Raw genomic sequence first — 18,614 nt, forward strand, 5'->3', positions numbered from 1 at the left:
GGTTGGCAACGGTGCGCGGGCGGCATGCGTGCTAATGCACGAACCCGCCTTTGACGAAGCGCACCGGATCGTCGTCCATCTGGCGCAGCGTGGCGGTCAGTGGGTCGCCGGTGGTGGTCTCCAGGGCGGTCGTCGTCGTGCACATGAGACCGCCGTCTGCCCAGCCGCGACGCCCGGCCGGCGCGAGGGCGCGCAGCCAGCCGTCGCGGTCCGCCAGCCATTCGGTGCCGGCGAGCGTCGAGGGTGATGCCCCGGCGATCTGCGCGAAGACCTGCCATGCCTCCGGCGAATCGGCAATGCAGTCCGCGCGCGTGCCGAACAGCGGTGTGACATTGGCAGGTGCACGTGGCGACGCCGCCGTGCGAACGGCGCGTACTGTCGATGCGGTCGACGCGGTCGATGTGGTCGATGCCGTCGACGAATCTGCGGCGCGGATCAACAGCGTGAGAAAGCGCGGATCTTCGAACGGTGCGGGATGCGCGGCGTCCACGGCGACGACACGCACGCGCTGACGGCCGCGCCACGCGGCGACGGGCGTGTCCGCACCATTGGCGCATTTCACGGCAACGGACGGTATGGCGATCGGCACCGGCCAACTGCCGCCCGCCGCCATGCCCGCCGACGCTGAGAGCACGCGCATGTAATCGAGCGCAGCCCAGACTTCGCGGTCGCTCAGCCGCCCGACGAAGCCGGGCATCGTTACGCCCTGATCGTCGCGCATGCCGTACAACACGTGCCAGAAGAGTTCGCCGTCAGCACGACGACTCAGCAACGCGCTCGCCATGGTGGGCGGCCAGCGTCTGAGCGTCTGGGCCAGCGGGCCCTCACCGCGCCCGTCTGCCCCGTGACACGCGACACATTGCGCAGCATAGATCCGTGCGCCGCGCGCGATGCTCTCGACGGTGAAGCCCGTCGGACTCGTGTGGAAACTCGTCGGCACGGCGGCGCTGAGCCACAGCGACGGCGACGGCCATGGTGCGATGACCAGTGCACCGATGGCGGCCACCGTCAGCCAGCGCCAGGCACGCCGCCAGCGCAGGGCGATCGTCAGGCAGAGGAGCGCGAACGCGATCGCCGCGAGCATCCACGCGAATTGCCGGGCGAGGGAGACGTCGATGACGAGGTTTTCACCGGCGATGCGCGACGCCCACGGCCACGCTGGAGCACCGTGCGAATCGTCGGTAATGCCGAGCGCATACATCGCGCTCAGCCATGTGGACTGCACGAACTGCAACGCCTGAAGCAAGGCATTGAGCCAGAGATGAGAGGGCGGCGATGTCATCGGTGCTGCCGAGGGGGTTGGGTCGGGCAGCAGTCCGATGACGGCGGGCGCGTCGACGTCGCCCGCATCGCAGAACGACGCACGGTAAATCGATTCACGACAGCCACGACACCTGCAGGTTTACCAACTGGCATCGAGCCCCAGATGTCGGAGCGCTTCGTGGCGCAGTTCGGTAATGCGAGGGTCGCCGCGATGACGCGGATACGGCAGATCGACGCGCAACTCCGCCACGATTCTCGCGGGGCGAGCACTGAAGACGATCACCCGTTGCGCGAGGAACAGCGCTTCCTCGACATCGTGCGTGACGAGCAGCGCGGAGAAGCCGGCGCGCTGCCACAGATCGACGAGTTCGCTTTGCATCGCCAGCCGGGTGAGCGAGTCGAGCTTGCCGAGCGGCTCGTCGAGCACCAGCAGGCGCGGATCGTTGACGAGCGCACGGGCGAGCGCCACACGTTGCGCCATGCCGCCGGAGAGTTGATGCGGGAAGGCGTCGGCGAACTCGGACAAGCCCACGCGCGCCAGCGCGGCGTCGACACGGGGACGTTCCTTCGCGAGCACGCCGCGCGCTTGCAGACCGAGCGCGACGTTATCGCGCACTGTGCGCCACGGGTAAAGCGTCGGGTCCTGGAACACGACGATGCGTGACGGATCGGGGCGTGTGATGTCGGCGCCGTCCTGCCTGATCGCGCCACGCGTGGCCGTCTCCAGTCCGGCAACGAGGCGCAGCAGCGTGGACTTGCCGCAGCCACTGGGGCCGAGCAAGGCGACGAACTCGCCGGGCGCGACGTGCAGGTCGACACCGTCGAGCACTTGCAACGGGGCTTGCCGCGAGCCGAACCAGTGACTCACGCCCTGGATGTCGATTTGCGCGCCGGTGTCGTTGGCCGAGGCATTCGAGGCATTCGAGGCATTCGGGCGATGGCCCGTATCGGGCGACTGAACCGACTCAGCCGATGTTTGCGATGTCGAGGATTGCGACGTCTCGGTATCCACGCCGGCGAATGTGGGGGAAGTGGTGGCGGCGCTTACCATTTGACGGTTCCTTTCTGCCAGGCGAGCGCACGGTCGCGCACGGTAAAGAGCAGCGTAATGACGCCCGAGAAGAGCAATGCCATGACGATCAGCGCGGCATACATGTTCACGTAAGACGCCCAGCCCTGCGCCCACGTGAGATACCAGCCGAGGCCGGACTTCACGCCCATCATCTCGGCCGTCACAAGTACCGAGAACGACGCGCCGAGGCCCATGAACAGACCGACGAAGACGTTCGGCAAGGCGGCGGGAATCGCCACACGCAGCACCAGAAACGCCTCCGAGGCGCCAAGCGTGCGCGCTACGTCGTAGTAGCTCTTGTTCACGCCCGCAACGCCCGACCACGTGAGCACTGCCACGGGGAAGGCCGTCGACAGTGCGATGAGGAACGCGGCGGCGGAGTAGCTCGACGGGAAGAAGTAGAAGGTCAGCGGCAGGAGCGCGGTGGCGGGCACCGGGCCGAGCACGCGCAGCACCGGATGCACCCAATAGCCGATGGCGCGCGACCAGCCGATCGACACGCCGATCAGAAAACCGGCAATCGCGCCGAACCCGAAGCCGAGGCCGAGCAACTTGAGTGTGTTCACTGCGCTGTCGCCAAGCCGTCGCCAATCTTCGGTGTAGACCTCGATGAGCGCTTGCGGCGGGGCGAAGAAGGGCGTGGGCAGCGCACCCGTCTTGGCGGTGAGGATTTCCCACGCAGACAGCGCCACCGGAATGGCGACGAGCCAAGGGCCCGCGCCGGTCAGCGCTTCGCGCAGGCGCAGCAGCGGCGGTGTGGCGCGCCCCGCGACCGACAGCACCGCGAGTAGCGCGGCGACGACCAGCGCGAACACGCCCAATTCATCGGTGAACGCCCAGTCGGCGAACCCCACGATCTTGTTGGGCCAGCGCAGCGTGAGCGAGCCGAAGGCCGCCCAGGCGAGCGCGGCCACGAAGCCCGCGCTCCACAGCGCCGGGGCGCGCGGCGCGGCGAACAGTTGGTCGATGTCGGTGTCGTCGAATCTTGGCAGATGCGAGGACGTCGTCGACACCGCCGACGCCGTCACGCGCAGCGCCGAGCCTTCCGTCTGTTCCGTCAATTCCAGTGCACCGGCGGGCGAGGCGCCGCGCAGTGCGGCATTGTCGAGGATTGCACTCATGGTGGCTTATCCAAAAATCGCAGCGTCAGCCCAGCACATTGGCGTAGACGTGCTGCGCGAGTTTCTGCGGATCGGTCGTCTTCTTGAGCACGCCGATACGACGGAAGTCGTCGGCGAAATACGCGATCTCGTCGCGCAGATCGACACCGGTCGGGTGATGGGTATAGGTGAGCGTGGCGTACAGCTTGCGCAGATCCTCGGGGCTGATCTTCGGCGAGTACTTGGCGAAGATCTTCGCGGCCTCGTTCGGATTCTCGTTGACGAATTCCGTGGCCTGCACGATCGAGCGTGCCAGCGCGCTCGCGGCGGCCCGGTCGTTACGCACCAGATCGCCGCGTGCGCCGATCACGCAGCACACCTTGCGGGCGTATTCGCCGCTCAGGTTCGTCGCCAGTTCGACGTACGCGCCGTTGGTGCGCTTTTCCAGCAGATAGAGGTTCGGGTCGCCGTCCGCGATCGCCTGAATCTCGCCCTTGTCCACGGCCACGCCGAGCAGGTCGGCCGGATACTGACGCCAGGTGATGTCGCGCTCGGCGTCGATGCCGTTCTTCGCGAGCAGAATCTGGAAGAAGTGCTTGCCCGGTGCGGCCAGATCCGACACGCCGACGGTCTTGCCCTTGAGCGCGGCGAGCGACGTGATCCCCGCCGCCTTCGAGCCGAGCAAACGCACGCAGCCGCCGTGCGAGCTGCCGATGATCTTCACGTCGAAGCCCGATTCCAGCGGCTTGAGCCAGCGGTGAATCATGCCCACGGCGGCGTCTGCCTTACCCGTGGCGATGGATTCGAGCAACTGATCGGTCGAGCCGCTGTAGTTGATGAGGTCGACCTGCAAGCCGTTCTTTTCGAAGAAGCCGCGCTCCTGCGCCGCAACGATGGGCGTCAGGCAGAACGAGTTCTGGTTCCACGCGAACGTGAGCTTCTTCGGTTGCGACCATGCCTGACGGCCGAGCAGCAGTGCGGGCGCGGCGAGCGCCACGGCTGTGCCTGCGCGCAGCACTTTGCGGCGACCGGCGTGCACGGTGGCGGGTGTGGCGACATCGATGGTCTTGTCGGTGTGGCGGAACTTCATGGATACGACTCCCCTGTTGATTTGTGATGTTTGTACGTGGGTTTGCGTGTACCTCAGTGGCGCAAAGTCAGCGGCGCAAAGTCAGTCGAGCAGATCCGGCTCGGCTTCGACGAGGCCCTCGTAAAGGCTTTCGAACGAGTACAGCGCGCCTTCCGGGCCACCAACCTGACTGTGCGTGTGACGCGCCGTCGCCTCATCGATGCGTTGCGGCGTGCCGGCAGCCTCGGCAAGCAACTGCGTGTACGCAACGTTCTCCAGCGCGATGTACCACCACGCAGCGGCCTCGACCGTCGGACCTGCCGTGAGAATGCCGTGGTTCTTGAGGATCACGCCTTTGACCGTGCCGCTGCCGTCGGGCTTGTTCAGCGCGTGCGCAATGCGGTTGCCTTCGCTGTCGTCGACCACCATGCCGGTGAAGTCGTCGAAGAGCGCGTGGTCTTCGAAGAAGCCGCACGAATCCTGCGTGAGCGGATCGAGTGCGCGGCCCAGCGTCGACCATGCCTTGCCGTAGGTCGAGTGGGTGTGCGCGGCGGCGACCAGATGCGGATGTGCTTCGTGAATCGCCGCATGAATGGCGAACGCAGCCTTATTGAGAGGACGATCGCCCACGACCGTTTCACCCTTGGCGTTCACGAGCAGCAGGTCGGAGACCTTGATGCGCGAGAAGTGCACGCCGAGCGGATTGACCCAGAAGTGGTCGGTCAGCTCGGGATCGCGCGCGGTGATGTGGCCGGCCAGCCCGAGGTCGAAGCCGTGACGCGCGAAGATGCGGAACGCGGCGGCCAGACGTGTCTGACGATGGCGACGCTCGGCGAGGATGTCGCTGCGCACGGGCGGTGCGTCGAACCAGAAGCGCTGCGCCGGGGCCGCGTTGAGCACGAGGCCGGTCGGCGTGGTGACGGTGGCCGGGGTGATGGGCGCCGGCGAGGTGGGCGAGGTACGTCCGAAGCTGTGGGTGTCGACGGGCAGAACGGCAGCCATTGAGTTTCTCCTTGGCGTCGAGTGGGGAAGTGACGGGGCGACTGGCCGATCAGGCGGCACGGCGCGTGGCGTCGTTCTGACGGTCGCGCTCGGCGACCAGCGTGCGCAGACGCGGAATCAGCTCACGCCCGTAGTCGATGGCGTCGCCCAGCGGATCGAAGCCGCGAATGAGGAACGTCGTGACCCCAAGGTCGTAGTAGTCGAGCAGGGCGTCGGCGACCTGCTCCGGCGTGCCCACGAGTGCGGTGGAGTTCGAACGTCCGCCGATGAGCTTGGCGATCTCGGTCCACAGCACCTTGTCCAGTCGCGCGCCCTTGTCGGCGGCGGCGAGCAGGCGGCGAGCGCCCTCGCTTTGCAGTGCAGAGCCCTGCGGCAGCCCCGCGGCTTCGCGAATGGCCTTCGCCTGCGCCAGAATCTTGTCGGCGCGCTCCCAGGCCTTGGTTTCCGTCTCGGCCAGAATCGGACGGAACGATACCGAGAAGCGCGGCACGCGGCCATATACCGCCGCTGCGGCGCGTACGCGCGTGGTGATGTCGCGTACCTGATCGAGCGACTCGCCCCACAGCGCATAGATGTCCGCATGCTTGGCCGCGACTTCCAGCGCAGCCTCGGAGGCGCCACCAAAGAAGATCGGCACGTGCGGTTGCTGCACCGGTTTGACTTCGGAGAAGCCTTGCTTGAAGCGGTAGTACTTGCCGTCGTGATCGAACGGCGTGTCTTCCGTCCAGATGCGACGCAGAATGCTCAGGTACTCGTCCGTGCGCGCATAGCGTTCGTCGTGCAGCAAGAAGTCGCCGTCGCGCTGCTGTTCTTCGTCGGAGCCGCCGGAGATGAAGTGAACGCCCAGACGTCCGCCGCTGAACTGGTCGAGCGTGGCGATCTGGCGCGCGGCCAGCGTCGGGGCGACGAACCCCGGACGATGCGCGAGCATGAAGTGGATGTTCTCGGTCACGGCCGACGCGTAGGCGATCGTGAGCGTGGCCGACGGACTGGTCGAGTGATGCGGCACGAGAATGCGGTCGAAGCCCGATTGCTCGTGAGCCCGCGCGAAATTGCGCACGTAGTCGCGGTCGACGACCGGGCCGCTCTTGGGATGAATTTCGGATTGCTTACTGCTTTGAATCATGCCGATGATTTCGACGCTCATGACGCTCTCCATTTCTTGACAGGGGACGCGTGCACGGCGACGTGGGTCGGTTTGCGCTACACGCCCATCGATCGGAACAGACGGTGAATGGGAGTGAGCCTACGCAAACAATCTCCGGCCGTTAAATAATCATTTCCGCAAAGATTATTCGATATGGATGGTTGGGCCGCGCCGTGCCGGGCCTTACGCTATGGGCACGGTCATACCGACACGCAGTGAGGCGCACAGGGCGCCGAACGCGAATTTGCTTATTCCAAAATCATGTCTTCTTCCGGTCTCGCACCTTCCGGGGCGGTGCTGCCCCTGCCGCGTGCCGACGGCCCCGCACGCCTGGCTCAACTGGACGCGCTGCTGCCGCCCATCACGCGCGCGTTGGCCGAGGGCGCGGCGTCGCTCGATCGCGATGCCCGTTTTCCGTTCGAGAACTTTGCGCTGCTGCATCGTCATGGCCTGATCGCCGAAATCGTGCCGCGTGCCGAGGGCGGCGGTGGCGGTGGATTGACGACGGCGCGCCGCATCGTGGGGGCTGTCGCCGCCGGCGAATCGGCCACGGCGCTCGTGCTGACGATGACCTATCTTCAGCATCGCTCGCTCGTGAGGACCAGCACGCGCTGGCCAGAAGCGCAGCGTCGCGCGGTGTTCGAAAGCGCGGTTCGTGACGGCGCGCTCATCAATGCGCTGCGCGTCGAGCCCGATCTCGGCACACCGGCACGGGGCGGCTTGCCGTCGACCATTGCACGACGTACCGAAACCGGCTGGCGGCTGTCCGGGCGCAAGCTGTATTGCACCGGCATTCCGGCGCTGCGCTGGCTTTCGGTATGGGCGCGCACGGACGAAGCGGAGCCGCGTGTCGGCGTGTTTCTCGTGCCGCGTCCTGCGGGTGCCGAGGCGTCGCCCGATCGGCCGGGCATTCGCGTCGTGCAGAACTGGGATCACCTCGGCCTGCGGGCGTCCGCGAGTCATGAGGTCATTCTGGAAGACATCGATCTGCCATTCGGCAATGCGGTGGACATTCGTGCGCCGTCCGAGTGGGCGCCGGCCGGCATCGGTCAACGCGACAACGATGCTCACATCGAGCAGCAGGCGTGGATGAGCGTCTTGCTCGGCACGCTTTATGACGCCGTCGCGCGTGCGGGCGTCGACTGGCTCGTAACGTTCCTGAATACACGCGTGCCGGGCAATCTCGGCGCGCCGCTTGCGACCCTGCCGCGTGTTCAGGAGACCGTGGGGGAGATCGCAACGCTGCTGCACGTCAATCAGCGTCTGCTCGATGCTGCGGCGCACGCAGCCGATGCGGGAGAACCCGATGACGACATTGCCAGCGGTGCGCTAAAGTTCACGGTGACGGGCAACGCGATCCGGGTGCTGGAACTGGCCCTGCAACTGTCGGGCAACCATGGGCTTTCGCGCAACAACCCGCTTGAGCGCTATCATCGCGACGTGCTGTGCAGCCGCATCCACACGCCGCAAAACGACACCATTCTGAGTGCTGCCGGCAGGCAGGCGCTCGCTGCTTTCCGGGAATCTGCATGACAGGTACGACCGAAGTGCTCGATGGCATCGCCTTGTCGCGCGATTTGCCGGCACACGATTACGACGCGCTCGACCCGCTGCGCACCTTCGTGGCTGCGTTTTCGCGACTGCTGGAGCGGCGTCCGCACGAAACCACGCTGCTCGAAGAGGGCGCCGGATTGCTGGCGCAACTCGTCGCTCGCGACGACTGGCTGCCCGAGGCGTTCGCTACGCCGCATCCTGAGCATTACCAGCAATTCCTGTTGCACTGCGATTCCGCGCAACGATTCTCCATCGTGAGCTTCGTGTGGGGGCCGGGCCAGCGCACGCCGATTCACGATCACACCGTGTGGGGACTGATCGGCATGTTGCGCGGGGCAGAAGACTCGCAGCCGTACGTGCTGGACGCGCAAGGCGTGCCCGTCATCGCGGGTGATCCGGTACGGCTGACGCCGGGCGACGTTGAGGTGCTGTCGCCGCGTCTGGGCGACATCCACCGCGTGAGCAACGCTTACGACGACCGCGTGTCGGTGAGCATCCACGTCTACGGCGCGAACATCGGGGCGGTGCACCGCAGCGTCTTCACCGAGTCGGGCGAGCGCAAGGGCTTCGTCTCCGGCTATGCCAACGCGCAACTGCCGAACCCGTGGGGCAAGGCTGCGCCGCCCGCCGACAAACAATAGACAAACGCCCGACGCGCCTGATGGGTCTGACGAGCCCGCAGGCGTCGGCATTCGACGAATTCAAGGAATCACCGTGTCCGTGCAATCGACCACCGCATCCCCTACATCCAACGACGTATCGTCGCAGACCGCAGACGCCGCGTTTCCCGAACTGACCTATGCCGAGGTGCGCGCCGCGTTGCTTGCGCGTAACGAAATCGCCTTGCTCGACGTACGCGAGGAAGACCCGTTCGCGCAGACACACCCGCTGTGGGCCGCCAACCTGCCGCTCTCGCGTGTGGAGATCGACGCGTGGGCGCGCATTCCGCGCCGTGACACGCGCATCGTCGTCTACGGCGTGCATGACGGTGAAGACCTCGCGCCGCGTGCCGCTGCCGTGCTGCGCAAGCTCGGCTACACCGACGTCAATCTGCTTGCGGGCGGCCTCGACGGCTGGATCGCGGCCGGCGGCGAAGTCTTCCGCGATGTGAACGTGCCGAGCAAAGCCTTCGGCGAGTGGGTGGAAGGGCTGCGGCATACGCCGTCACTCTCGGCGCAGGAAGTGCAGGCACTGCTCGATGCCGATGCAGACGTGGTCGTTGTCGACGCCCGCCGTTTCGACGAATACCAGACGATGAACATTCCGGGCTCGACGAGTGTGCCCGGCGCGGAACTGGTGCTGCGCGTGCGCGAACTCGCGCCCGATCCGGCCACGCGGGTGATCGTCAACTGCGCGGGACGCACGCGCAGCATCATCGGCACGCAGTCGCTCGTGAATGCGGGCCTGCCGAATCCGGTTGCCGCCCTGCGCAACGGCACCATCGGCTGGACACTTGCCGGCCAGACGCTGGAGCGCGGCGCCGACCGTCGTCACCCGTCGACCGTGCGTGATGCCACGCTGGCCGTCGCCCGCGAAGGCGCACGTGACGTGGCGGATCGTGCCGGGGTGCGTCGGATTGCGTTGGCAGACCTGCCGTCGCTGAATGCCCCGGGGCGCACCGTCTACCGGTTCGACGTACGCACGCCGGAGGAATACGCGGCGGGACATCTTCCCGATTTCGCGAACGCCCCGGGCGGCCAACTGGTGCAGGAGACGGATCATCAGGCGCCGGTGCGCGGTGCGTGGATCGTGCTCGCGGACAACGATGGCGTGCGTGCCGACATGACCGGCTCGTGGCTCGCCCAGATGGGCTGGACGGTGTATGTGGTCGAGCCGCACGGCGACGAGGCGCGCGACGCGCAGGGCGGCTGGCCGTTGCACACGCCGAGCGCGCCCGATGTGGACACGGTCACGCCCGCGTTGCTCGCACGCTGGCTCGACGATGCGACGCCCGGTCAGATCGCGGTGCTCGACTTCACGTCGGGCGTCAACTACGTCAAGCGTCATATCCCGGGCGCATGGTTCGTGATTCGGGCACGTCTGGCGCAGGCGCTGCGTGAGATCGGCCCTGTGCAGCGTTACGTGCTGACCTGCGGCTCCAGCCTGCTGGCACGCTTCGCGGCCGCCGACCTGCGGCGTCTGACCGATGCCGAGATCGTGGTGCTCGATGGCGGCACGCAGGCATGGATCAATGCCGGGTTGCCGCTCGAATCCGGCGAGACGCATCTGGCCAGCGCGCGCGACGACCGCTACCGTCGTCCGTACGAAGGCACCGACAATGCCGCCGAGGCCATGCAGGCCTACCTCGACTGGGAGTTCGGTCTCGTCGACCAGTTGCATCGTGACGGCACGCACCACTTTCAGGTCGTGTGAAGGCGGCATTACGGGCAGGGGCATGCGTCAGAGGGTAGCCACCTCTCGCGGCTCCCCGCCCGTGGCATACTCCCGAACTTCAAGAGCCGCCTCGCGCGCGCCCGCAAGTTCGCCATGAAGGCTCAATGAGTTCGTCATGTGACGCGGCGCCTGCGCAGCGGCCGACCTGCCTTCGATCCGACCGATCCCATGTCACAGCCGCAGCGCCGCTTCGCCAGCCTCATCGATCCGTGCACCCGTATTCCTTACGAGTGGGTGTACCACGAGCCGGACGTCTTCCTGCAACGCACCTCGAAGTTCTCCGTCGCCAAGAAGTACCTCCATCGCCGCCTGCGTCTCGCGCTCAGCGGTCAGGCGGGTCGGGAGGTGCGGCACGTCGCGCCGCAGGCACGTGTGTTGTGGATCTATGGCGGCAAGGCGTCCGTTGGCGATGCCGTGATGGACATGTCGGGCCGCGCCTTGTTGCGTGATCGCGAAGGCCCGGTCGACCTGCTCATCGGATCGGGCCTGAAGGCCGTGTTCGACGGCGACGATATTTTCCGGAACATCTACGATGATCCGGCGGCCGTCGATCCTGCGAACTACGATGTCGTGGTCTTGCAGGAATTCAACTACCCGACGCTGCGCATCAAACGCCGCTTTTTCGCGGCGCTTCCGTTCGCCTGCCTGTTCCGCTTCTTCCATGGGCCGGATCGCAATCAGACGCAATTCAGTCTGGCCGCCGTCAACGATGTCTTCGACCTGCAACTCGCCCCCGACGAACTCTTTGCCCGAGCAAAACCGTATCTGCGCGAAGAGATGGAATTGCCGCAAGCGATCATCAATCGTTTGCCGTCCGGACCGTTCATTGTGCTGGCGATGGGCGGGGTCGAGCCGCGCCGCACCTATGCGCACTGGCGCGCGTGCCTCGACGCTTACGAGGCCGCGTTCGCGCCGGGCATGCCGACGGGCATTGTGTTGTTGGGTTCGGGCAACGGTGCGCAGGCCGCCGGTGAACTCATGCAGACGAAGTTCCCGCACCTCGAACTGGTCTCATTCGTTGGCGAGCTGACGTTGCGTGACGCGAAGCGTGTCATCGCGAATGCGTCGCTATTCGTCGGCGCGGACGGTGGCCTGATGCACGTGGCGCATACGACACGCGCACCGAGCGTCACCCTGTTCGCTGCGGCAGAGCCGCCGTATCTGCGCCTCACACCGCGTTGCCAGTCCACACCTTTGCAGACCCAGAGTGACGTGAGCGCCGTCGATCCGGTCGAGCTGGCGCAGACCATTGTCGCAACCCTTGCCGGCACGCCGTCGTTCGTGCCGAATCACGCGCCCGACGCGGCTCGCTGATCCCCTTCCTCCTGCCGTCCCCGGCATCGGTCTTCGGTCCCGCGTGCGCGAGAAGGTCGCGCAGCGAGCTTTGCACAAAACCGCAGTACTGGCACCTGTCAACGTTGACAGGTGCGATTTTGCTCGGCAGAACTTAATTTTCAATCATTAAAGACGCTGCAACCTCATGATTGCATAGGGTTTTCCCTTGCTGTGGCTGTGGTGTGGCGTGATGGTCCGTGATCCTTCGGGGGAATGGCGCGGACGTGCACGGGGCTCTCGTCGGCGGACGACATCGAGCGTATGTCCGTCGGTCTTGTCGTATCGATCGGTTTGTCATGCCTGTGCATAGGAGAACCGTATGAAGACGTCAAAGCCCGTGACGCTCAAGCGTCATCAGATCGCGCGTGCGATCGGCATTCTCGGTGCCTGTCTGGCAGCACAGGCGCATGCGGGAGTCGTGGACGGTGTCTCACAGACCGTGAGTGCGCCGGGCGATGCGACCGAGACCTGGCAGGTGCACAACGGGGGGGCGCTCACGGTAGACACCGGCGCAGCCACCAACGCCATTCTGGTCGACACCGACAGTACAGTCACGCTCAGGGGGGCCACGGTCGGCTCGACCGTGTCGACAAACCCCGGCGTCTCACTGCTCAATTCGAGCGCTACGATCAACGATTCGACAATCAGCAGTACAGGCGGTGTCGGCCTTGCGTTGGGCGGCATTGGATTGACCGGGACATCGCCGACGGCGACCGTGACGAACAGCACGATCACCGGCTTCGCAATCGGCGCGCAGGTCAGCCTGAAAGGGACGCTGACACTGAATAACACCACGCTAAGTTCGGGTTCCGGCACCGTCGGCGGCTCGTTTAACGCCGGGGTCGCGAACTTCGACTCGACCGTGGTCATGAACGGTGGTTCGACGACTGGGAAATACGGCTTTTGGGTGACGACCGGGGCGGGCGGTTCGAGTTCGACGACAACGCTGACCGGTGTCAATGTTGTCGGTACAGGAGGCGCCGGGATTCTGATCCAGCCATCGCCCGGGCAGACGGCCAACCGTACGGCAACACTTCTGATCGATGGCGGTACGAAGATCTCCGGCTCCGACGGCAATCTGATCAGCGGTGTCGGCACGATCACGTCGGCCATCACGATCGACAATTCGCCGCTCACCGGCAATATCACGGGCGACGGCACTGCCGTCATGAATCTCACACTGCAAAACAACACGACGCTTACCGGCGCGCTGACCAACCTCACGTCGCTCGCGGTCAATTCGGGATCGAAATGGGTGCTCACCGGCAACAATTCGGTGCCAACGGTCACGATGAATGCCGGGACTATCGATATCTCCGGCACGGCCGCTGGCACGGGCACGTTCCATACGCTCACGCTCGGCACGCTCTCCGGCAACGGCGCCTTCAACATGAACACCAATATCGCCACGCATTCCGGCGATCTGCTGGCCGTCACGGGCAATGCAACGGGCACGTATCAGCTTCACATCACGAACACAGGGGCCGAGCCCAGCGTGATCGCGCCGTTGACGGTGGTGACGACCGGTGGCGGGGGCGCAGCGTTTTCGCTCGTTGGCGGCAAGGTCGACGCGGGGGTCTATAGCTACGACTTGCGGCAAGACGGTAACAACTGGGTGCTCAATACCGATGCGCAACCGGGCGAGCCGGGCGGGCCGGATCTGACGCCGGGCGCGGAAACGGTGATCGGCATTTCGGGTGTGGCGCCGACCGTCTGGTACGGCGAGCAGGCCATCCTGCGAAGCCGGCTCGGCGACGTGCGTCTCCAGGACCAGAGCAATAGTGGCGTGTGGGTGCGCACGTTCGGCAAGCAGTTCCACGCGACGCCGACCGCCGGTGTGGATTATCGTCAAACGCAATACGGTGTGATGGGCGGGGCCGATGCCGTCGTCGGGCAAGCCTGGGGTGGAACATGGCTCGCGGGCGCGCTGCTGGGCACCAGCCACAGCAAACTCTCGTTCGATGGTGGCTCGACCGGGGGCGTGAACAGCTACACCGCCGGGCTGTACGGCACCTGGCTCGGTGCGACGGGGTACTACTTCGAGACAGTCCTGCGCTACAACCACTTCTCGAACGACGCCAACGTCATCATGAGCGATGGCACCGGCGCGCACGGGAGTTTCGGCGAAAACAGTTTCGGCGCGACCTTCGAATTCGGCCGTCACATGAAATTTGCCAATGACTGGTTCGTCGAACCATACGCGCATCTGGCGCTGTTGCGTGTGGGCGGCGACGACTTCACGCTGACCAACGGCATGGTCTCCAACACGTCGCACACCGGTTCAGTGCAGGCGCGTGTCGGGGCAGCGTTCGGCAAGACCATCTCGCTGTCGGGCGGCGGGATCATTCAACCGTACGTGAAACTGGCGCTGGCGCACGAGTTCATTACCAGCAATCAGGTGACGGTCAACGGCATTACCTTCAATAACGATCTCTCCGGGACACGGTTCGAATTCGGGGCGGGCGTCGCGGGCCAACTGCGCAAGAACCTTCAGATTTATACCGAAGTTGAATCGAGCGTCGGGCGGCACATCAACCAACCCTGGGGCTTTCAGGCCGGACTGCGGTACACATTCTGACAATGTCAGGGTCGTTGAGGATGTCGCTTGCGTTAATGAATATGACGAAATATTGATGAAATTTTATGAATATTGGTGTTTTGTTGTGTGAGTAATCAGATTTATGGGGGGATTACCCTACGCTTCTCGTCGTTGTAATTATTTTGGAAACGACGAGTATGCGTATGACGACTGCGGGCGAGTTGCCCGCCAAGGTTTCTCTTCGGGCAATCAGTTTCGCGGTTGCCGTAGCACTTGGCAGTTTGGGTGTGCCGGCAAGCGCCGCTGAGCTGGATAACGAGCACGTAGTGCTCGAAGGTGATTACGGTGATGAGGGCTGGTATTTGCGCAACGGCTCCTCGCTGACCATCAAGCCGGGCGGTACGGGCAACCCTGCGTACATCCATTTAGGTCGTACTTCGAACGCAATGGCCGACATCGACGGCGTACGCATGGTGGGTAACACCAACGTCGTGACACCCGACGGTCAGGGCCTGTTTTACATGGGCGTCTCCAGCCAGGCTTCGGTGCGCAACTCCTATATCCACGCGTTGGATACTTTCGCCGTCATGATTGGCGGCCAACACCACGCGTCCGTGGAGGGGACACCCCCGATATTTCATCTGGAGAACAGCACCGTCATCGGGCGGGGCCGTGCCATGTTGATTCGCGAAGACGCTGACGTCACCATCCACGGATCGACGATCATCGGTGAGCATGATGGCCGGGAAGACAACTGGCGAACCAATCACGCGATTCAGTTGCAGAACGCCACGGCCAGAATCTCGGACTCGTCGATCAAGGGGGGCTTGCATGGCTTTGCGATGATCTCCGAGAGTCGTATCGACGAGGCGCATAGCCGACTGATCTTGTCGAACACTCGGGTCGAAGGCGAGCGCGGGGCGGCGATCTGGATCGATGACGTCGAGCAACGCATCCCCCTCAAGGCGAGCATTCTCATTGCGAACGGCAGCGAGTTGCACGGCGGCAACGGGAAGCTGATCGAAGCCGGTTATCGATCGATCGGCGACGAGCCGTTCGAAGTCGACGTCGAGGTCAACAACAGCCAACTGACAGGCGACTTCGATTTCAACGATTACGTCGACAGCGACGTGACGATCACCAACCACGGCTCGCTCACCGGACGCCTGATCGGTACCGACAAACTGACGCTGTCCGACAGCGGTGCGTGGAATCTGGTCGAAGACAGCCGCATTGCGGATCTGACCATGTCCGGCGGCATCGTGGACATTCACGGTACCGCCGCTGAAGGCACGTGGCACACGTTCGACGTCGACAAGCTCTCGGGCGAGGGCGGCACGTTCGCCATGCAGGCGGATCTCGTGATCGGCGCGGCGGACAAGCTCAATGTGAACGATACCGAGGCATCGGGCAATCACAAGCTGCTGGTGAAGAACACCGGCACGGAGGGCGGCGTTGAGACTCAGTTGCTCGTGGATCAGGCCGGTGGCGACGCCACGTTCTCACTCGTGGGCGACAAGGTCGACGCCGGGGTGTACACCTACGAACTCAAATCGTCGGGCGAGGCGGGCGGCGAGCAGTCGTGGTACCTCGAACGTTCGGGTGAGGTGTCGTCGGGTACCGACACGGTGCTTGGCATTCACAACGCCCTGCCGACCGCATGGCTCGGTGAGCACGCGGTGTTGCGCTCGCGTCTGGGCGAAGCCCGTTTGGGCGAAGGCGACAACGGTGGCGCATGGGCGCGCACGTTCGGTTCGCGTTTTCATGCGAGGCCCGCGCTGGGCCAGGGGTATAGCCAGGATCAATGGGGGGTGATCGCGGGTAGCGACGCCGTGGTGATGCGCGGCGATCACGGCCATTGGCTGATCGGCGGCATGCTGGGCACGAGCACGAGCCGGCTCGATTTCAATTCCGGTTCGACCGGCACCATCGAAAGCCACACGGCCGGTGCATACGCCACGTGGATGGGCAAGAACGGTTACTACTTCGACGGTGTGCTCAAGTACAACCGCTTCGCGTCCGAACTCGATGTGCGCATGAGAGACGGTGTGCGCAGCAAGGGCGATTTCGTCACGCACGGCGTGGGCTTGTCGGCAGAACTGGGGCGCACGATCGCGTTGCAGAACCAGTGGTTCGTCGAACCGTTTGCGCAGGTGGCCGGGATGTGGGCGGGCGGTTCGGAGTTCACGCTGGACAACGGCATGCACGCCAGGTCGAACCGCACGGTGTCCGTGCTGGGGACGTTGGGCGTGAATGTCGGGAAGACGTTCGAGACGTCGAAGGGCACGTTCCAGCCGTACATGAAGCTCGCGGTGACGCATGAGTTCGCCAACGGCAATACCGTGACCGCGAACGATATCAGTCTGAAGAACGACATCTCCGGCACGCGCTTCGAAGCGGGTCTCGGGCTGGCCGCGCAAATGACCAAAAATCTCCAGGCTTACGCCGATGCCAGCTACTCGGTCGGCAAGCGACTGGATAAACCATGGGGCGTCAATGTGGGGGTGCGCTACCGCTTCTGATCTCCTAAGCGAAGTAGCGTATACGAACGCCTCTTTGTGCACCTCGTGCACTTCGCCTGACAGCCTTGCCGCTGTCAGGCTTTTTTATGTCGTGATTGTTGGGCGTGGGGATCAGCGAGGATCGGTCGTCGGCGGTGCAGCGCAGAAGACACGCGGACGGTCGTTGAATCCCACGCTCATGCCTGACCCTGTACGCATTGCCTGAAAGTAGTCCGTATGGCCGGGCTTGAACCCACCGTAGACGTATTGAAAGACAAGGTCGTCCGGCGCGTCGTCGGTCTTGAGACGGCTCGCGCGCACGGTGCTCACGCGCACCATGCTGTCGAGTGCCACGTACTCGAATTCGCTCATGCGGTGCACCACGTGCATCGTGTCGACCTCACGAATGCGTCCGGCAAATCGCGCCGTGCCGGTGCCGTTGCGAGCGTACTCCGACGCCATCGTGCCAACCACCTGCACGAGCTTGCCGTCTGTCGTGACGGTGTCGAATTCGAGATCGGCAAGGCAACGCCAGTCGATGCGCTTGTCCGGTACCAGCGACCACGCGGCGATCCATGGCACGATCGCCGCGACGGCCACGCCGAGCCAAAGCGTGCGGCGGGTGATGCGCCGGGCGGCGGGCGGGCTTGCGGTGGGGGGAGGGGAAGCGGGACTCATGTCGTCGGATTCAGGGCGTCAGATGATCGATCAGCAGATACGACACGCAGTCGGGGTCGGGTTGAGAGATAGGGGCGAGGCATAGGAAATAGCTGGCAACGTCCTTGCCCTGCGAGCCATTGAGATAGACGAGGCGTTTCGCCAGATCGTCGACCGATGTCGGCGGCGTGCGGGCAAGGCGTGCGAGCCGGTCATCGATATAGGCCTTGTCCTGCCTGAGATCGGGCGGCACGAACACCCGGTTTTCCGGCGCAGCATCCAGGGGTTCCCATTGCACTTCGACGGCTTGCGAGCGCAGGTCGCCGTGAATTTTCGGAATGATCCACAAGGCCAGCGCAGCACTCATTGCGGCACAGGCAAGCCAGACAAAAGTTGCCTTGCCGAGGCGGATCCCGTGGCGCACCGATGTCGTCGTCGACGCCAAAGTTTCACTGACTTCAACAACGCTTAAAGCGGTGGGTAAAAGGTCCCCAGATTGCGTCTCACTTTGGGTGATTTCCTCATCATCGGCGCCTTTTTTCGATTCGGCGATGTCGCTCGACGGCTCGCGTGACTGGCCTGACGTGTGGGGGGACACCCGTTCCACGCCCACAATCCGGTAGCCGATGCGCGGCAAGGTGATGAGTGTTGAGGGATCGGCGCCGAGTTGCTGGAGCGCTTTGCGGATGCGTACGATCGACTGGCTGAGGTTGTTATCGGAGACGACCGCGCCGTATTGTTCCCAGCCCTGAGCGAGCAGCGTTTTCTTGGTGACGATTTCACCGTCGGCCTCCAGCAGGACCTGGAGACAGCGGCCCGCGGCGGCGCCGAGCGGCACGGATTGTGTGCTGTCGTGACGCGAGACGAGCGCGAACGTATCGGTGTCGAAGCCGGCGATGCCGCCGATCAGGAACTTGACCATAGAAAGCGCCAGGACGGCGGGCGTCCTGGCGGAGTGGGAAAGGTGAATGTGGCGCGCAG

14 protein-coding genes are annotated in these 18,614 nt (G+C 64.5%); 6 read left to right on the top strand and 8 right to left on the bottom strand.

The annotated features are described in order from the left end of the window. Positions 1-31: 31 nt before the first annotated feature. The 6 genes from A9762_RS17720 to A9762_RS17745 all read right to left on the bottom strand — a co-directional run bounded on the left by A9762_RS17720 (position 32) and on the right by A9762_RS17745 (position 6,653). Positions 32-1,282: a cytochrome c gene (locus tag A9762_RS17720; protein WP_069343334.1), complete on the bottom strand. Its 1,251-nt coding sequence runs from the start codon at positions 1,280-1,282 to the stop codon at positions 32-34. A gap of 120 nt (positions 1,283-1,402) precedes the next feature. Continuing rightward, positions 1,403-2,314, bottom strand: coding sequence for an ABC transporter ATP-binding protein (locus A9762_RS17725; protein ID WP_083254037.1), 912 nt, complete (start codon positions 2,312-2,314; stop codon positions 1,403-1,405). Then, positions 2,308-3,456: an ABC transporter permease gene (locus tag A9762_RS17730; protein ID WP_240493610.1), complete on the bottom strand. Its 1,149-nt coding sequence runs from the start codon at positions 3,454-3,456 to the stop codon at positions 2,308-2,310. The genes A9762_RS17725 and A9762_RS17730 overlap by 7 nt, the downstream gene beginning before the upstream one ends. Before the next feature lie 25 nt (positions 3,457-3,481). Further along, positions 3,482-4,525 carry an ABC transporter substrate-binding protein gene (locus tag A9762_RS17735; RefSeq protein WP_083254038.1) on the bottom strand — a complete coding sequence of 348 codons (1,044 nt, stop codon included), beginning with the start codon at positions 4,523-4,525 and terminating at the stop codon, positions 3,482-3,484. 81 nt (positions 4,526-4,606) lie between these two features. Further along, positions 4,607-5,506, bottom strand: a complete 900-nt coding sequence (locus A9762_RS17740) for a class II aldolase/adducin family protein (protein WP_069343335.1) — start codon at positions 5,504-5,506, stop codon at positions 4,607-4,609. Positions 5,507-5,555: 49 nt separating this feature from the next. After that, the gene (locus tag A9762_RS17745) at positions 5,556-6,653 is read right to left on the bottom strand and encodes an LLM class flavin-dependent oxidoreductase (RefSeq protein ID WP_069343336.1); all 1,098 of its coding nucleotides are present in this window, start codon (positions 6,651-6,653) and stop codon (positions 5,556-5,558) included. 261 nt (positions 6,654-6,914) lie between these two features. Here A9762_RS17745 and A9762_RS17750 point away from each other — a divergent pair, with 261 nt between their 5' ends. The 6 genes from A9762_RS17750 to A9762_RS17775 all read left to right on the top strand — a co-directional run bounded on the left by A9762_RS17750 (position 6,915) and on the right by A9762_RS17775 (position 16,997). After that, positions 6,915-8,186: an acyl-CoA dehydrogenase family protein gene (locus tag A9762_RS17750; protein ID WP_069343337.1), complete on the top strand. Its 1,272-nt coding sequence runs from the start codon at positions 6,915-6,917 to the stop codon at positions 8,184-8,186. Further along, the gene (locus A9762_RS17755) at positions 8,183-8,848 is read left to right on the top strand and encodes a cysteine dioxygenase (RefSeq protein WP_083254039.1); all 666 of its coding nucleotides are present in this window, start codon (positions 8,183-8,185) and stop codon (positions 8,846-8,848) included. The genes A9762_RS17750 and A9762_RS17755 overlap by 4 nt, the downstream gene beginning before the upstream one ends. Before the next feature lie 151 nt (positions 8,849-8,999). Further along, positions 9,000-10,580 carry a rhodanese-related sulfurtransferase gene (locus A9762_RS17760; protein WP_240493613.1) on the top strand — a complete coding sequence of 527 codons (1,581 nt, stop codon included), beginning with the start codon at positions 9,000-9,002 and terminating at the stop codon, positions 10,578-10,580. Positions 10,581-10,769: 189 nt separating this feature from the next. After that, on the top strand, positions 10,770-11,915 hold the full coding sequence (locus tag A9762_RS17765; RefSeq protein ID WP_069343365.1) for a glycosyltransferase family 9 protein: 1,146 nt from the start codon (positions 10,770-10,772) through the stop codon (positions 11,913-11,915). Positions 11,916-12,255: 340 nt separating this feature from the next. Further along, entirely contained in the window at positions 12,256-14,514 is a 2,259-nt protein-coding gene (locus A9762_RS17770) for an autotransporter outer membrane beta-barrel domain-containing protein (protein WP_069343338.1), read from the top strand. A 164-nt stretch (positions 14,515-14,678) separates the two neighbouring features. Further along, the gene (locus tag A9762_RS17775; protein WP_170836267.1) at positions 14,679-16,997 is read left to right on the top strand and encodes an autotransporter outer membrane beta-barrel domain-containing protein; all 2,319 of its coding nucleotides are present in this window, start codon (positions 14,679-14,681) and stop codon (positions 16,995-16,997) included. Positions 16,998-17,108: 111 nt separating this feature from the next. Here the strand turns inward: A9762_RS17775 and A9762_RS17780 are convergent, their stop codons facing one another. Then, positions 17,109-17,654, bottom strand: coding sequence for a hypothetical protein (locus A9762_RS17780; protein ID WP_139133281.1), 546 nt, complete (start codon positions 17,652-17,654; stop codon positions 17,109-17,111). 10 nt (positions 17,655-17,664) lie between these two features. Next, complete coding sequence (locus A9762_RS17785) at positions 17,665-18,555, bottom strand: winged helix-turn-helix domain-containing protein (protein WP_069343341.1); 891 nt, start codon at positions 18,553-18,555, stop codon at positions 17,665-17,667. Positions 18,556-18,614 lie beyond the last annotated feature (59 nt).

It is taken from the genome of Pandoraea sp. ISTKB (assembly GCF_001721285.1).
GTDB lineage: Bacteria > Pseudomonadota > Gammaproteobacteria > Burkholderiales > Burkholderiaceae > Pandoraea > Pandoraea capi.

What these genes read in the sequence shown, in the direction of transcription:
- A9762_RS17740 (WP_069343335.1), bottom strand. Translation starts at nt 5,506, where the DNA reads ATGGCTGCCGTTCTGCCCGTCGACACCCACAGCTTCGGACGTACCTCG.
- A9762_RS17725 (WP_083254037.1), bottom strand. Translation starts at nt 2,314, where the DNA reads ATGGTAAGCGCCGCCACCACTTCCCCCACATTCGCCGGCGTGGATACC.
- A9762_RS17780 (WP_139133281.1), bottom strand. Translation starts at nt 17,654, where the DNA reads ATGAGTCCCGCTTCCCCTCCCCCCACCGCAAGCCCGCCCGCCGCCCGG.
- A9762_RS17765 (WP_069343365.1), top strand. Translation starts at nt 10,770, where the DNA reads ATGTCACAGCCGCAGCGCCGCTTCGCCAGCCTCATCGATCCGTGCACC.
- A9762_RS17720 (WP_069343334.1), bottom strand. Translation starts at nt 1,282, where the DNA reads ATGACATCGCCGCCCTCTCATCTCTGGCTCAATGCCTTGCTTCAGGCG.
- A9762_RS17745 (WP_069343336.1), bottom strand. Translation starts at nt 6,653, where the DNA reads ATGAGCGTCGAAATCATCGGCATGATTCAAAGCAGTAAGCAATCCGAA.
- A9762_RS17755 (WP_083254039.1), top strand. Translation starts at nt 8,183, where the DNA reads ATGACAGGTACGACCGAAGTGCTCGATGGCATCGCCTTGTCGCGCGAT.
- A9762_RS17785 (WP_069343341.1), bottom strand. Translation starts at nt 18,555, where the DNA reads ATGGTCAAGTTCCTGATCGGCGGCATCGCCGGCTTCGACACCGATACG.
- A9762_RS17750 (WP_069343337.1), top strand. Translation starts at nt 6,915, where the DNA reads ATGTCTTCTTCCGGTCTCGCACCTTCCGGGGCGGTGCTGCCCCTGCCG.
- A9762_RS17775 (WP_170836267.1), top strand. Translation starts at nt 14,679, where the DNA reads ATGACGACTGCGGGCGAGTTGCCCGCCAAGGTTTCTCTTCGGGCAATC.
- A9762_RS17730 (WP_240493610.1), bottom strand. Translation starts at nt 3,456, where the DNA reads ATGAGTGCAATCCTCGACAATGCCGCACTGCGCGGCGCCTCGCCCGCC.
- A9762_RS17770 (WP_069343338.1), top strand. Translation starts at nt 12,256, where the DNA reads ATGAAGACGTCAAAGCCCGTGACGCTCAAGCGTCATCAGATCGCGCGT.
- A9762_RS17735 (WP_083254038.1), bottom strand. Translation starts at nt 4,525, where the DNA reads ATGAAGTTCCGCCACACCGACAAGACCATCGATGTCGCCACACCCGCC.